The organism is Dyadobacter sp. Leaf189 (assembly GCF_001424405.1).
Taxonomy (GTDB): domain Bacteria; phylum Bacteroidota; class Bacteroidia; order Cytophagales; family Spirosomataceae; genus Dyadobacter.
The window spans coordinates 2,057,679-2,073,162 of the sequence record NZ_LMPS01000001.1; the positions used below are offsets into that span (position 1 = coordinate 2,057,679).

Below are 15,484 nucleotides of genomic sequence, written 5' to 3' on the forward strand. Positions count from 1 at the left end.
ATCCCACTAAAATAGCGGCGCCTGCATTCGTAATGCAGGCGCCGTTTCAATAAGAGGTAAGAGAGGAACCTCAATCCTTCTTCTTTTTCTTCTCTTTCCGTTCCTCTTTCTTACCCTTTTTATCATCGTCCTTTCCGAATACTTTCTGTAAAAAAGTCTTTTTATCTTCTTTTGGCGCTTTTACTGAGCCTATGGAAATTTCATTGTCAATGGAAGGCTGCAATGCGTGGATGAATGCATTCTGTAAAACAGTAGCTATGGCCAGCCACATATTGGTCTTGGGATCATCAAGCCGGCCTCTAAACGGGATTTTTGTAGCTACCTGATCTTTACGCTGGTTTTCAAAAAGCTCCCCAACTCCGCCGGCAACAGCTTCCCACATTTTACGGAACAAGTTATCTTTCCTGTCTTCCTTACCCAGAATGTCCAGATTCTGAATAACGGGTTTGACATAGCCCGTGAATGCTTCATCCTTCGCGGCAACTTCTGTGTACAAACCGAAAATACCATCGTTGACATCGATTTTTGCGTACGCCTGAAAGAAGTCGTTCATCTTCACAAGGTTGGTGTTTTTCAGCTCCGCACTCATGTCAAATGTCGGGGAATCGGCGAGCGGGTTCAGCTTGGCGTCGGCTCTTAAAGTACCGTCGTACAAGTTGGCCGTCATGTTCACGGATGCGGGTAGCACAGAGCTGGAATCGTAGCTGTTTCGCAGGTTACGCGCTGTCAAATGCAGGTTTGTCATTTCCAGACCCACATTGGGCTTTGTTGTAAAATCGTTATACTGGATTTTCCCGCCATTGATTTCGGCGAAGTTAATGTTAAGCGGCATGAACTTGTCAAGCACTTTCCTGAAATCAGCAGAGTCTTTTACAATTTCTTTGGGCTCCACTTTATCTTTTGTAAAAACCAGATAAGGTTGTTGCAGGAAAACCTGACCTACGATCTCACCTTTGAAAAGCGCTTTCCATTCTACCGCAAGATCAATCGCATTTGCTGCGAAGAATTTCGTCTGCTTGCCTGTGATAGTATCCGATTTGTTGAGGTAAATGCTGTCAATGCGATATGCACCGCGAATGATAGCCAGGTCGATATCGTCAATGTGGCCGTAGTAACCATTGATATTGGCCAGACTTTTATTCGCATAATGAAGTACAACGTAGGGTAAAATAAGCCTGATCACAACCAGCAGCACCACGATGCCGATGAATATGTTCAATGCGCGCCTTTTCCTGCTTTTTCTGTGTGTAGTTGATTCGGGGGCCATATTTTAAAGTTTAAATCTGAAATCAACGTAATGCACTGTGCTTTATAAACAATCGTACCAGCTAACCTTTGTACTTATTACAACTTTCCAACCAGGCTTCGTGTCTATCGGGTAATACTATTCCGTTAGCAACTATGAAAAAAGCATTACCTTTTCTGCTCCTCGCTCTTCTTACCTTTTCCTGTAAAGAAAAAAACGTATCCAAAAATGTTGAAGTGTGTGGGGTGAAGGACCCGATCCGGAATCTCCCGTGGCTGCGCGACCTGGTTGAAAAAGCCAAAGCGAACAAGGAAGACAGCGCAATGACAATCAGCCTGGTTGAGCTTCGCGGTGAGCCGGTTATCAATTATACCTTGTCGTACATGTCGTGTATAGGTTGCCATAATTTCCATTGTGACGGCAGCCGCGTCGATATGAGCAGCTATACGGAGACCGAGATCCAGGAATTTCAGAAGAACATTTGGGATGAGAAGGGCAAGCGAATCGTACTCTGGCCTGAGAAATAGTTCTATTTTTGCTGTTTCAAACACTCAACACTCCTGATGAAGCAGCCGATGATCAATTCAAGTCAACTCCTTATCCGAACCGCGACAGACGAAGACCGCAATGCAGTATACAAAATGATCTGCGGGCTTGAAAATACAACAATCGATCGGCAGGGTTTTGATTTTGTTTTCGATAAAAACTTGAAAAGTAATAACATACGTTACTTTCTGGCATTTTTGGACAACAATCCTGTCGGCATGGTGAGCTGCCATATCCAGCCGCTCCTGCACCACGCGGCGCTGGTATCCGAGATACAGGAAATGTATGTGGAGCCTGAGTACCGGTCTTTACAAATCGGTAAAGCCCTGGTAGAACGCGTGGTGAATTTTGCCAGGAAGCAGGGCGCTATCCAAATGGAAGTTACATCGCGCAATATCCGCGAACAGGCGCACCGCTTCTACCAGCGGGAGGGTTTTGAAAAATCACACGTCAAGCTGGTCAGGTATTTCAAGGATGAAGCATAAAAAAAGCGCCGGATCAGTGACCCGGCGCTTTCCATATTACCCTAAACCTTCAACTGCCATAAATATTAATATCTGTCTCTGCGGTCACGCGCCCAGTGATCGCCCCGTCTGCTGCTCATTCTTCTGGTATCCGCCATCAGGTTTTGCAGATCTTCGCGGATCATACGCGCTTCGCGTGGGGACAATCTGCCGCGGTGACTGAATCTGTGTTCGCGCGCCTCAATCCTTTCATACTGGCTCATCAGCGCATTGGCTTCACGGGACGAAAGCGTTCCGCGCTGCACGCCCATTGCGATTTGCTGGCGAACTTCCCTTTGCAGGTGGTTAATGTCGGAGCCCCGGCCGTTGCGTTCACTATTGTGGTAGTCACCGCGGGTGTCGTAACGGGGACCGTGCTGTGCATTAGCGGAAGAAAACCCAAGAACAAGTACTGCGGCGGCAAAAAGTATCTTTTTCATGACCAATAAATTTTAAAGTTCGTTGGTTAGAGGGCCGCAGGATATGTAGGTTTAAATGGCCATTGTTAACAATTGTTAAGGCAATGAAGCTTGGTGGAAATTGGTTGAGGGAAGTACTTTAAACGGGAGGTAATGCGCTGTTTTTCAGTGCTGTATTCTATTTAGAAATGCGGATAACCTTTCTGATTTCTTCCTGTGCTTCGGCGAGAACTTCCTCGACTTTTCTTCCCGCGGGTTCAATGCCGGGCAAGACTGTCCAGCTCAGCCGGGCGAAGGATTTTAGTGGGAAAACTCCCTTGGGGTTAAATGCGCCTGTCCCGTCGATTGCAACCGGGACGATCAATGCGTCGGGAGCGCGTTTCAGCAAAGTCGCTACGCCTCCCGTCAGAAACGGTCGCATTAATCCGCTGGCTGTGCGGGTACCTTCGGGGAAAATGATAACCGACGATTTCTCTTCCTGGGTCAGCTTGCCCAGACGGGCGATTTCCGTGATAGCCTGCTTCCCATCCTTGCGGTCGATCAATGCGGCACCGCTTTTCCGCAGGTTGTAAGAAATGCTTGGAACGCCATTTGCAAGGTTGATTTTGGATACAAACCGCGGCCTGTACTTTCTCAGGTACCAATAAATGGCGGCGATGTCGTAGCTGCTCTGATGGTTGGCAACAAATATAATGGGACGGTTGTCGGGAAGTGTGGTGCGTTTTTGAAGGGTAATCCGCGCACCTGTGAGGTACAAACCGAATGCGAGACTGAAATTGAGCCAGTCTACGGCAGTCCGGTGCGCTTTTGGACCGAAAACGTTAAAAGCAATTACCTGTACTACGTGAAATACGAGAAGCGTAACACAAAAGTGAAGCAGATATAAGACACTTAACAGATAATCGAGGATTTTTTTCATTCGTATTTTTTCTGCAAAAATAACCTAAAACTGTTTTGTTGTATCCCAAAATCTGGAATTCGAAATGACTCCTGTCATGTAAAACTTACAGATTATTGACGTTATTTGTAAAATATAATTGAGCGTTAAAACGAATTTGACAATGGACATCGCACTTTCAGCAGAGAGGCTTGAAGTCATGAAGCACATAGGAAAGGACCTGGATGCACTGATAGCCGAATATCTAAAGCCAATTGACGAAAACTGGCAACCTTCCGACTTTCTTCCGGATTCAAGGAGAGAAAACTTTGCCGATGAGGTGAAACTTTTACAAGAAAGCTGCCGCGATCTGCCATACGATTACATTGCAGTTCTGATAGGGGATACCATTACGGAAGAAGCATTGCCGACTTATGAATCCTGGTTGGTGGATGTGATTGGTGTTAATCAGGTTGACGAGCCGGAATCGGGCTGGGTGAAATGGGTGAGAGCCTGGACAGCGGAAGAAAACCGCCACGGTGACCTTCTGAACAAATATTTGTACCTGTCTGGCCGCGTGAACATGCGCGCCATGGAGGTATCTACCCAATACCTGATCGCCGACGGTTTTGATATCGGTACCGACAGAGATCCATACAGAAATTTTATCTACACTTCTTTTCAGGAGCTTGCAACAAATGTATCGCACAGACGTACTGCAACCCTGGCAAAAAAATTCGGAAACCCGCATTTGTCAAAAATATGCGGCGTGATCGCGTCTGACGAAGCCCGTCATGCAAAAGCCTATAAAGCATTTGTGACCCGTATCCTGGAAGTGGATCCTTCCGAGTTGGTACTTGCTTTGGAAGATATGATGAGAAAGAAAATCGTAATGCCCGCACACTTTATGAGGGAAACGGGGATGAAGATGGGAGAGACATTCTCGCATTTCTCGGACGCAGCCCAGCGGCTCGGCGTTTACACCACACAAGACTACATTGAAATACTGGACAGCCTGCTCGTGGAGTGGGAAATAGGAGCGGTGAAAGGGATCAACGAAAAAGCTGAAAAAGCGCGTGACTACCTGATGGCGCTGCCCACAAGATTGAGACGAATTGCAGACCGCACGCGGGTTCCAGACCTGAGCTACGAATTCAGCTGGATCAGCTAGTATTCTCAAACGAACTTCAAACGCTCTTCTTTCGGGAAGGGCGTTTTTTGTTAGTGGAGCAGCATCACAGCGCCTTTCTTCTGAATGATCCTGCCTTTTCCGGAGGTACCCTCAATTTCCCAGACGTAAGTTCCGCTTACCGGTTTGGCACCTTTAAAGCGTCCGTCCCAGCCGGTATTCAGCTGGTCGGTTGCAAATACCACTTCTCCCCAGCGGTTGTAGATCCTGAAATATTGAATGGACGTAATATCATTCAGGACAGGCAGCAGTACTTCATTCTTACCGTCTCCATTTGGCGTGAATGCGCCGGGAATGGAAATGCTTTCTGTCCGTTTGATTTTCAGATTAACCTGTCCGCTTCCCTTGCATCCATGTTCGGAAGTAATCTCCACATTGTAAGTCCGATCTTCCTGCAAAATGGTTACCGGGCTCTGGCTTGCCGGATTATTCAGCCCATCGGGCGGCGACCAGGCGAAGGTAGCGCCATTCAGATTCAGGATCTGCGGCGACGACGCACTGAGCTGAAAAGGAACATTGTACTCAATGGTCGCGTCGGGCGTAACGCTCACCTGGATGTTCGGCAGCACCTCCACACGCACCGTATCCGAGATTGTGCAAAAACCTTTTGTGGCAGTTACCACATATTGCGTGCTGCTTTCAGGAGTTGCTGTGGGTGTATTAGATAGAGGATTATCCAACCCTGCATCAGGTGACCATAAGAAACGCTCTCCATTTCCGGTTGCGGATAATGTCACCGACTGGCCTGTGCAAACGACTGTATCGGCATTCACATTCAGGTTAATATCGCTTTTGAAATCCACAGCTATGGTTTTCGCAACGGTGCATTCGTTCTGGTCTTTTACAAACACGCGGTAACTTCCTGTCGGTACTACAAACACAGGATCCGTCTGGTAGTTGACCGAATCGAGCGAGTATTGGTAAGGTTCAACACCTTTGCTTCCATTCAATGTGATTTTGCCGCCGCTACCCGTTTCACAGGTGCCCGACAAGGAAGTAGCTTCCAGGTCCAGCGTGCTGATCACAGCTTGTTTTCGGTTGTAGAGGGAATTTCCGCAGGCATTATTGACAACCGTCAGCGCAACATCTTTTGAACCGCCGCTATCCCAGCTTACCACGTACGGCCCCATTCCTGATCCGGAAATAACCTTGGCATCGCCCCATTCCCAGTTGAAGCTGTAACCTGTTCCCGGTGCCGGAATAATGCCGGTGTAGGTAACTACGATGTTCTTGGGGAAGCCGCAGCTTGGATTTGGTGAAATGGAGAAGTCGGCGTAGGTATTGACATTGGCCACAAAACAAATGTCGCGGTAACTAGCGTCAACATCGGTTTGGGAAAAATACTTGTTGCTGAAAGACAGGTAAGCGAAGTTGGCTGAGCCCGATTCGCAGGATTTAAGCCTGTCGTCGCGGAATATGTAAATGGGCGACCCGGCTTTGCCAACATACCTTTTCTGTGCATCATTATAGGAAGTGAAAAGCGTATTGTTGACATACACATCCATCATTCCCGTTTGCCCGTTCCGCGTGAATGTGAGCAGGTAATAAGTGGATTTGTTGAAAAACGGACAAGCGCCAGCAATGCCCGACGGATAAAAATCAATACAACGGTCTTCGGAACCCGGCGTACTTTTGAAATAAATCCCCTCGTCCAATGCACCATTCGAGAAGTCGATAATGCGCGCCCAGGTAGTACCCCAATCCGTCACCTTAATGTACATCTGAATGGAATAATTGTCGGTGATCGCGCCTTCGTCATTCGGGTAGGAGAGCCCCCAGTTGAGCGTGTTGTGGTATACCGTTCTTTGTACGCCGCAGGGAAGCCGGTCATCCGGATAAGTACCTCCCGTGGTACCAGCCGCACAAGATCCCAAAGCCTGCACAGGCGTAAGTGCCGGTCCGCATTCAGGCTGGGCTACAAGCAGGTCTTTGTAAAAACGGTAAGTATGCCGCACAGACTGTCCAGCCGCAGTATGTATGAAGTAAAGGAAAAAGAGAAGAACAGGTAGAAATTTGAATCTCATAGAACAGCCACAACCAGAAACGATGAACGTGAGCAAACGGTAACAAAATTACTTCAAATGCAGGCAAATCAGTGAGATGCCGGCTCTTTTTGTTTTGTTCAAAATAAAGGGAAGCCTGATAATCAGACCTCCCTTCCCTATAATTTATCAACTTTAAGCCTTATTAATTGAGCAATGCAGGTTTTTCCGTGCGGATCATCAGGTTGCGGGGACCTTGCAGATCGTCGCGAAGCGATTTACGGAAAGAGCTCACCGTTTTGGTTGCACCGACGCGCAGGTTGTTGCTGGCAGGAATTCCCATCACATCCATCGCCTTCCGGAGTAAAGTTTCATTTTCGTCGCCGAATGCAAGATAAGGTACTTTCGAATCCTCGGTCAGGTAATCCGGTGTCATACCATTTACAGTGCCGTAATCCGACTTGTCGTTTGCATTCACAGTCTGGCCGAGCATCAGGTATACCCCCCAGTTCCATCTTTTCTGGTCATCGTTTATCAGCGAACCGAAGAGGTTTTTCCCAGCCGTATTTTCCCCGATCGTGATAACTTCCATATAAGGTTCAAGTCCGTTGATCACGAGCTCACTTGCCGAAGCGGTACCATTAGAGGTAAGTACAAAAACGCGGTTAAGGTTATTCCCGATGTTGTTGGCCTCATTTTGAAATTTATAGTTGAGTGCATCTGCACCTTTCGTGCGTTGCCAGTAGGCATTGTATTTGTCATTCCAAACCTCTTTATAAAAGACTTTGGAGGCGGATATGTTTTTGCCGATCAATGAAGCGAGCGTTTTGGCAGAGCTGATGTACCCGCCTGAATTGAGGCGCAGATCGAGCACCAGTTCGTTCACACCTTTGCTTTTAAAATCTGCGAATATTTGGCGCAGCTCGTTGTCGTACTTCTCTTCATCTGCAGCAGTGCCCGGCACAAACTGGGTGTAAACCAGGTACCCGATCGTTTTACCGTATGCCGGCTTAGAAATCACGGATGAGAATGCAACCGGATCTTCGGTAACCTCCGCTTTTGTGATTGAAACAGTGTTGGTCGTCGCTGTGATGGAGGTACCCTGCAATTGTCCCAATGTAAGTGTGATGGTTTCGCTGGCATTAAGCAGCGCCGCGTAATTGCTGGCTGTGAGCTGGGTACCATTCACTTTTAGAAGAATATCGCCGCGTTTCAGGCCAGCCGCAGCAGCCGGACTGCCTTTTACCACATAATTCAGGAACACACCAATGTTCGAGTTTCCGTTATCAATGTAGGACAGCGAGTAGCTGATCCCGAAAATCTTGCTGATTCCGTCAAACTCATTCTGTAATGAGGTAATATCATTGGTTACACCCGAAAATCGATCGACCGTGGCGCGTTGGTACACAAGCTTCTCAAAGTACTTATAAGGATCAGTATTGGCATCCAGACTTGATTTGGCAGGCATTTCTTTGTACCAGAAGTAGGCATCGTCCATGATCTCATACAGCCAGTTATTGACAGCCACATAGTCGGCACCTGCAGTAGAATCGGCAGCGGTTTGAATATCCGGCGCAACATCCTTCTCCTTGCACCCTGCGGCCAACAGCGCCGGCAGGAGTACATAGAGTAAATTCAATCTTTTAACATTCAGCATATTAGTAGGTTTATATTTTAGGTAAACTACCAGTCCATAAGCACGATCAGATTTAGCGTTACATTAACGAATCTGATCGGTATTACGTATGCTTCCTGTCAAATGTGGCGCACTGCCACTAAAATCATCCGAGTAGGTGCTGCGGAAAGCGGGATTGAAACAAACTAGATCCCTGTTAAGCCTCTGAAAAAGTTTCTGGCGATGATGGCGTATTCCAGGGGGTTTGCTTTTGCGGGGTCTTGCTCGGCTTCGAGTACAATCCAGCCATGGTAATCACTTTCTTTGATGATCGCGAAAAGAGAAGGGAAGTCAATGCAGCCCTCAGGATCGCCCGGAACGGTGAAAACACCGTTTTTTACAGCCGTTAAAAAGCTTAGCCTTTCGTCATGTACCCGCTGTAACACATCCGGACGAACATCTTTCAGGTGAATGTGGGCAGTTCTTCCAATGTATTTAGCCAGCGCCTCCACCGGATTTTCGCCTGCAAAATGGAAGTGACCGCAATCGTAATTCAGGAAAACATTCTCGGGATCTGTCTCGTTGAGCAGCCGGTCTGTTTCTTCGATGGTTTGAATGCACGTTCCCATGTGATGGTGAAATGCTAGCTTCATCCCGCGATCGCGTGCAATCTTTCCCAGTTCGTTCAACCCGAAAGTGAAACTGTCCCATTCTTCTTTGGTTTTCAGCATACCTTTACCTTCCAGGACAGGTACGTCCATTCTTCCCTGACAGCTGTTGCCCGTCTCACCGCCGCCGATCACTTTCGCGCCCATTGCTTCCAGGAAATCAAGGAGCCCGGTGAAGTTTTTTCTGTTTTCTGCAAATGATTTGGTCGTAAGTTCGTAGCTGTTCCATTGGTTGCAAATCTGTAAGCCCCGAAGTTCCAGCGCTTTTCTGAGTACATTAATGTCGCGCGGGAATTTATTGCCGACTTCGCAGCCTGTAAATCCAGCCAGCGCCATTTCGCTTACGCATTGCTCAAAAGTATTCTCACCGCCGAGCTCCGGCATATCGTCGTTAGTCCAGTTAATCGGCGCAACGCCCAGTTTGATGTTCTCGAAGTTCATTTTTTTGTGTGGAGGAAAGGGAGGAAGGAGGAAGGGGAGGATGTATTTTTCCCTGTTCCAATCTTCAATCCTTATCCTATGTTTTTAAATTGTAGTTAATAGATAGTTCTTTTTCCCTCCTTCCCTTCCTCCCTTTCCTCCCTTTCCCCCCTTTCAAAGAAAAACCCGCTGTGTCTTTTTGTTTTCCTGGTAGGTTTCAAATGCCTGCTGTACCTTTTCGGAAGTCGATACTTCTGCTATCGGCACTTCCCACCAGGCGTGGTAGCCTTTTACAGTCCGGTATAAACTGGTTTCAATGTAAATAACAGTTACCCTGTCGCTCGTCTTCGATGCGGCCAGTGCAGCTTCAAGGGAATCCTTGTCAGTCGCCTTGATCACGTTTGCGCCCAGGCTTTCTGCATTTTTGGCAAGATCTACCGGAAGAAAACCGCCGGAAAGCTGGCCCGAGTTTTCTTCCCTGTATTTATACATTGTTCCAAAGCGTTCACTGCCAATGCTTTCAGAAAGTCCTCCGATGCTGGCGAAACCGTTGTTGTTTAGAAGCAGGATCGTAAATCGCACACCTTCCTGGATAGCAGTAACGATCTCATTATTGTTCATCAGGTAGCCTCCATCGCCGCAGATCACGTAGACTTCCCGCGTAGGATCAGCCATTTTTGCGCCCAAACCTGCCGCTATTTCATATCCCATACAGGAGTAACCATATTCGAGATGGAAGTTCTTCGGATCAGTGGCGCGCCACAGTTTATGCAGGTCGCCCGGCGCACTGCCTGACGCATTGATCATCACGTCGCGATCGTCCATAAAGCTGTTGAGCGTTCCGATTACAATCGCCTGGTCGATTGGTGGCGTGGTACTGTTGCCGTCGAGGTAAATCTGAGTAACTTCATCATCCCACGCTTTATTCATATCGGCAACACGCTGGCGGTATTCTGCCGGCACATGATAGTCGCCGATCAGCCCCGAAATCTCTTCCAGAACAACCTTCGCGTCACCGGTAACTGGTAACCCGGCATGCTTGAATGCATCAAATTCGCAGATATTGATATTGATAAATTTAACCTCCGGGTTTTTGAAAATAGACTTGGAAGCCGTTGTGAAATCACTGTACCGAGTTCCGATGCCAATCACAAGGTCGGCTTCGTTCGCGATCTCGATCGCGTACTTGGTGCCCGTCGCACCTAACCCGCCAATGCTGTAAGGCGCGTCATAACGCACTGCGCCTTTACCTGCGAAAGTCTCTCCGACGGGAATGCCGGTTTTGCTGGCAAATTCGTGTAAAGTATCAGTGGCGCCACTATAAATTGTACCACCGCCTGCCACGATCACGGGATTCTTGCTCGCTCTGATCCATTCAGCTGCTTTTTGCACAGTCGAAACATCGGGTCTTGGCCGACCTACATGCCAGACTTTTTTATGAAAAAGGGCTTCCGGGAAATCGTAAGCGTGCGTTTGCACATCCTGCGGCATCGATAATGTAACAGCGCCCATTTCGGCTTGCGAAGTCAGCACACGCATTACCTCGGGTAAAGAGTAAATCAGCTGCTCGGGGCGATTGATGCGGTCCCAGTATTTGGAAACGGGTTTAAAACAATCATTAACTGAAATATCCTGCGTAGAAGCACTTTCAAGCTGCTGTAAAACGGGGTTAGGCTCCCGCGTGGCGAAGATATCGCCGGGTAACAAAAGCACAGGCAGCCGGTTGATCGTCGCCAGCGCAGCGCCGGTGAGCATATTGGTTGCCCCCGGACCAATCGACGTAGTACATACAAATGCGCCCAGCCTGTTTTTTACTTTGGCATAAGCAACTGCGGTATGTACCATGGATTGTTCATTCCTGCACTGGTAATACCGGAAGTCCGGATTTTCCTGCAAAGCCTGTCCCAGACCGGCCACATTCCCGTGACCAAAAATGCCAAAGCAGCCTCCAAAATAGGGGACTTCCACGCCGTCGCGTTCGATGTATTGATTTTTCAGAAATGTAATCGTAGCCTGGGCTACTGTAAGTCTTCTGGTCATAATCCTAAAATTTTCTGAATCTGGTTCAGGAGCTGATGTTCTTAAATTCTCCGGCCTTGCCTGTGCAGCCGAAAAGCGCAAATTTTTTCAGCATAAACTGCTTGTATTCTTCCATAAACAGCTTCCCTGGCGTGGTAGGGGCAAATTCGTCAGGACGGTCCCGGAAAAACTCACGGTTTACCATTGTCCAGAGCAGCCGGGTATCCGTCGCAATGTTGATCTTGCAGATTCCCAGTGGGATAGCCTTTTTTACTTCTTCTTCCTGAACTCCCTTTGCATCGGTTTTAAGCTGGCCGCCCGCCGCATTGATTCGTGCGATCACTTCGGGGATAACATTGGAGCCTCCGTGCAAAACGAGCGGAAAGCCGGGCAATCTTCTCTGGATTTCTTCCAGAATGTGAAACTGCAAACCTTGCCCTCCTGAGAATTTATAAGCGCCATGACTGGTACCCACTGCAATGGCGAGACTGTCACAGTTTGTTGCATTTACAAAATCAACTACTTCCTGGGGGTTTGTGTAAAAAGAATGCGCAGCATCGACTGTCAGATCATCTTCCACACCTGCCAAAACGCCCAATTCAGCTTCTACACTAATGTTTTTAGCATGTGCCCGTTCTACCACCGCCCTGGTCCTGGCTACATTCTCGTCAAAACTATCATGTGAAGCATCGATCATTACGGAAGTGTAGCCGCCTTGATCAATGGCGTCAAAAATGTGCGCTTCGTACCCGTGGTCCATGTGGATCGCATAGGTTACATCCGGGTAGATCCGTGCGGCGGCGCCAATCATTGAGAGTAGCATTTCGGGGTGCGCATAATCTCTTGCAAAAGGCGTCGTCTGAACAATAAACGGTGCCTGAGCTTCCTGCGCCGCCGCAAACAGACCATGGATTTCCTCCATAAAAAACACATTCACCGCCGGAATCGCATAGCGGGAGTAGCATTGGGCGAAGAGTTGTTTCGTGGTTAGGAGCATTTTTTTTATAGCTGTCGGCTTTCGGCTATCGGCTGTCGGCCTTTTTTGATCTGGTAGTGAATGATTATTATTTTTTGGCTTTCGGCTGTCAGCTCCCGGCGGTCGGCTTTTTTCTATTATGGAATAAATGGTACTGAATTACTGGTTGTCTTCTGTGAGTATCTACAAAATCAGCCGACAGCCGACAGCCGAAGTCTACCAAAACACCGCATACAACGCCGCTATTACTCCGCAAATCAATATCGAACCTATTACAAAGCTTTGGCCGGGCATGAACATGGATTTTTCTATTTTCAAGCCTTTCGGATTGTTTCGGCTTTTGGGATCGGCCAGTGTGATTGCAACGATGATCGCGCAGAGTATCAGGAATATGTAGCCCATTCTGTCGAGAAAAGGTACTTCCGGTGCCAGGAATTTTCCGGCGGTTGATAGCGGGATAGTGAGCAATGCGGCTGTAAGCGCGGCTGCGGAAGTTGTTCTTTTCCAGAACATTCCTAAAATGAAGATCGCGAATACACCTGGTGTGATAAAGCTGCTGTATTCCTGGATAAACTGGTAAGCCTGGTCCAGCACACGAAGCTGCGGCGCGATCAGCACGCCGATCGCCATCGCTACATAAATGGTATAGCGACCAATGCGCACCAGCTGTTTTTCAGAAGCATTGGGAGCAATGTATTGTTTGTAAATGTCGAGCGTAAATATGGTCGAGATACTGTTTGCTTTTCCTGCCAGCGAAGCTACTATCGCGGCTGTCAGTGCAGCAAAGGCCATTCCTTTTAATCCCGCCGGCAGCAGGTTGAGCAGCACAGGGTAGGCGTGATCGGGCTTTACAACACCCGCTCCATCGAGCATTTCCTGCTGGAACATCCCGTTTTGATATAAAACAAAAGCAGCGATTCCGGGAATTACCACGATGATCGGGATCAACAATTTAAGTAAAGCAGCAAACAGGATTCCCTTGCGCGCCGTGGGTAAGTCAGCTCCCAGACTGCGTTGAATGATGTATTGATTGCACCCGAAATAAGCCAGGTTATTGATCCACATCGCACCTATGATCACCGTCAGGCCTGGTAAGTCTTTGTAAAAAGGGTTTTCCTTTGGCAGGATCATGTGAAAATGCGAGTCGGCCTGGTCTCTGAGCAGCGCAAGTGCATTAAAGATCCCGGGTTTGTTGAAATGCGTGGAGACGAGGTCTAATGCAAGATATGTAGTAGCCAGCCCACCCAGCACAAGCACAACTACCTGAACCACATCCGTATACCCGATCACTTTCATGCCGCCGATCGTGATGATAACCGCGAAAACCCCCAGTCCGATGATTGCGTAATTGAAGTCCAGCCCGGCTGTAACTTCCAGCGCAAGCGCCCCTAGGTACAAGATCGAAGTAAGGTTTACAAAAACATATAACAACAGCCAGAAAACAGCCATAATCGTTGCGACGGTAGGATTATACCGCTCGCGAAGAAACTGCGGCATCGTATAGATCTTGTTTTTGAGATAAACCGGCAGGATAAAAACCGCCACTACAATCAGCGAAGCCGCCGCCATCCATTCATAGGAGGAAATCGCAAGTCCGATCGCAAACCCCGATCCCGACATGCCGATAAAATGCTCGGCAGAGATGTTGGAAGCGATAATGGAAGCACCTATCGCCCAGAATGTGAGAGAGCCTTCGGCAAGGAAATAATCTGTTGAACTGACTTCTTTTGTGGTTTTCTTCTTGTAAATCCAGTATCCGTAAGCTGAAACGCCTATCAGATAAATAAAGAATACAACGTAATCCAGCGATTGCAATCCGGTAGTGGACATTCGGGTATTAAGGGTTAGGGTAAATTATTGGTCATTGGTCGTCATTTGTTGTCATTTATTGTTTTCGTAAGCTTTTGTTGATTTACGAAAAACAAAAGTGAGTTTAAACAATAAATGACCACACCTGACCATAAATGACAATAAGTGTCAAACTACTCTTGCCTCTGCCATCTCCAACACCTCACTCATTTTCACACTTCTGCCTTCTGTAAGTGACCGCATTGCTGCAATGCCGATCGCAGTTGCCATCAGTCCGTCATGCGCATCGACAGGGGACGGTTTGTCATTCAGCACGCAATCTATAAAAGATTTGAGGCAAACGCGGTAAGCAGTTTCATACCTTTCGAGGAAGAAATGCAGCGGCAATGAGCTGTGGCCGCCATTGCTGTCGAAGTGGATCAACGTATCTGTGGTGTTGTTTTCGGCCTTTGCCATTCCTTTCGAGCCGAAAATTTCCAGTCGCTGGTCGTACCCGTAAACTGCCTTGCGGCTATTGTCAATCACGCCGATTGCGCCGTTTTCAAAGGTCAGAACGATCACGGCAGTATCAATATCTCCAAATTCGCGGATTTCCGGGTGGATTAACGCATCTCCTTTTACAAAAACTTCTTTCACCTCACTGCCCACAATGTAGCGTGCCATATCAAAGTCGTGGATCGACATATCCAGGAAGATCCCGCCGGATATTTTCAGGTATTCAACAGGCGGCGGCGCAGGGTCGCGGCTGGTGATGCGGAGTATGTGCGGTTCTCCTATTTTGTTCGCTTCAACCAGCGTTCTTACATTGTTGAAGTTGGCATCAAAGCGGCGGTTAAAGCCGAGCATAAGCTTTACGCCATTCTCACTTACCGCTTTTTCAGCCGCCTGAATGGCTTCCAATGTCACGTCCAGGGGTTTTTCACAAAAAATATGCTTTTTCTGCTGCGCTGCCGCCACAGTATAAGGAACGTGGAATGGAGTAGGGGAACAAACGATCACAGCTTCCACATCGGGGTGGTTAATCACGTCGTAAGCGTCGGTGGTTACTTCTTTTACGCCCAGGTTTCTTGCAAAGTCGTGCGATGCCTGAGATACGTCCGAGGCAATGATCACCTCTGCGTCGGGCATATGGTGCACGAGGTTGCTCAGGTGGATTTGTCCGATCCGGCCAAGTCCGATCACACCGGTTTTAAGTTTCTTTGTCATTTGAGTATA

At 48.0% G+C, this 15,484-nt stretch carries 13 protein-coding genes; 3 read left to right on the forward strand and 10 right to left on the reverse strand.

What is annotated here, in order from left to right:
- Positions 1-70: 70 nt before the first annotated feature.
- Positions 71-1,267 (reverse strand): DUF748 domain-containing protein, encoded by a 1,197-nt coding sequence (locus ASG33_RS08665; RefSeq protein WP_056282649.1) that lies wholly within the window; start codon positions 1,265-1,267, stop codon positions 71-73.
- Positions 1,268-1,401: 134 nt separating this feature from the next.
- Between ASG33_RS08665 and ASG33_RS08670 the strand changes: the two genes are divergently transcribed.
- On the forward strand, positions 1,402-1,773 hold the full coding sequence (locus ASG33_RS08670; protein WP_056282653.1) for a hypothetical protein: 372 nt from the start codon (positions 1,402-1,404) through the stop codon (positions 1,771-1,773).
- Between the two features lie 36 nt (positions 1,774-1,809).
- Positions 1,810-2,277 carry a GNAT family N-acetyltransferase gene (locus ASG33_RS08675; protein ID WP_056282656.1) on the forward strand — a complete coding sequence of 156 codons (468 nt, stop codon included), beginning with the start codon at positions 1,810-1,812 and terminating at the stop codon, positions 2,275-2,277.
- 65 nt (positions 2,278-2,342) lie between these two features.
- Here ASG33_RS08675 and ASG33_RS08680 read toward each other — a convergent pair whose 3' ends face one another.
- Together ASG33_RS08680 and ASG33_RS08685 are read right to left on the reverse strand one after the other, a co-directional pair.
- Positions 2,343-2,735, reverse strand: coding sequence for a hypothetical protein (locus ASG33_RS08680; RefSeq protein ID WP_056282659.1), 393 nt, complete (start codon positions 2,733-2,735; stop codon positions 2,343-2,345).
- Positions 2,736-2,892: 157 nt separating this feature from the next.
- A complete protein-coding gene (locus tag ASG33_RS08685; RefSeq protein ID WP_056282662.1) occupies positions 2,893-3,633 on the reverse strand; it encodes a 1-acyl-sn-glycerol-3-phosphate acyltransferase in 741 nt (246 codons plus the stop codon).
- Positions 3,634-3,775: 142 nt separating this feature from the next.
- On the opposite strand from ASG33_RS08685, the gene ASG33_RS08690 reads away from it, so the two are divergent.
- Positions 3,776-4,762 carry an acyl-ACP desaturase gene (locus ASG33_RS08690; protein ID WP_056282664.1) on the forward strand — a complete coding sequence of 329 codons (987 nt, stop codon included), beginning with the start codon at positions 3,776-3,778 and terminating at the stop codon, positions 4,760-4,762.
- A 50-nt stretch (positions 4,763-4,812) separates the two neighbouring features.
- On the opposite strand, the gene ASG33_RS08695 is transcribed toward ASG33_RS08690, so the two are convergent.
- From ASG33_RS08695 to iolG, 7 genes are all read right to left on the reverse strand, one after another.
- Positions 4,813-6,804 (reverse strand): gliding motility-associated C-terminal domain-containing protein, encoded by a 1,992-nt coding sequence (locus ASG33_RS08695; RefSeq protein ID WP_056282666.1) that lies wholly within the window; start codon positions 6,802-6,804, stop codon positions 4,813-4,815.
- A 163-nt stretch (positions 6,805-6,967) separates the two neighbouring features.
- Positions 6,968-8,401, reverse strand: coding sequence for a S41 family peptidase (locus tag ASG33_RS08700; RefSeq protein WP_229238597.1), 1,434 nt, complete (start codon positions 8,399-8,401; stop codon positions 6,968-6,970).
- A gap of 182 nt (positions 8,402-8,583) precedes the next feature.
- Positions 8,584-9,486 carry a myo-inosose-2 dehydratase gene (gene iolE / locus ASG33_RS08705; protein WP_056282672.1) on the reverse strand — a complete coding sequence of 301 codons (903 nt, stop codon included), beginning with the start codon at positions 9,484-9,486 and terminating at the stop codon, positions 8,584-8,586.
- 153 nt (positions 9,487-9,639) lie between these two features.
- Positions 9,640-11,505: a 3D-(3,5/4)-trihydroxycyclohexane-1,2-dione acylhydrolase (decyclizing) gene (gene iolD, locus ASG33_RS08710; RefSeq protein WP_056282674.1), complete on the reverse strand. Its 1,866-nt coding sequence runs from the start codon at positions 11,503-11,505 to the stop codon at positions 9,640-9,642.
- 25 nt (positions 11,506-11,530) lie between these two features.
- On the reverse strand, positions 11,531-12,481 hold the full coding sequence (locus ASG33_RS08715; protein ID WP_056282676.1) for a class II fructose-bisphosphate aldolase: 951 nt from the start codon (positions 12,479-12,481) through the stop codon (positions 11,531-11,533).
- A gap of 195 nt (positions 12,482-12,676) precedes the next feature.
- The gene (locus ASG33_RS08720; protein WP_056282679.1) at positions 12,677-14,290 is read right to left on the reverse strand and encodes a sodium:solute symporter family transporter; all 1,614 of its coding nucleotides are present in this window, start codon (positions 14,288-14,290) and stop codon (positions 12,677-12,679) included.
- Between the two features lie 147 nt (positions 14,291-14,437).
- The gene (iolG, locus tag ASG33_RS08725) at positions 14,438-15,475 is read right to left on the reverse strand and encodes an inositol 2-dehydrogenase (RefSeq protein WP_056282682.1); all 1,038 of its coding nucleotides are present in this window, start codon (positions 15,473-15,475) and stop codon (positions 14,438-14,440) included.
- Positions 15,476-15,484 lie beyond the last annotated feature (9 nt).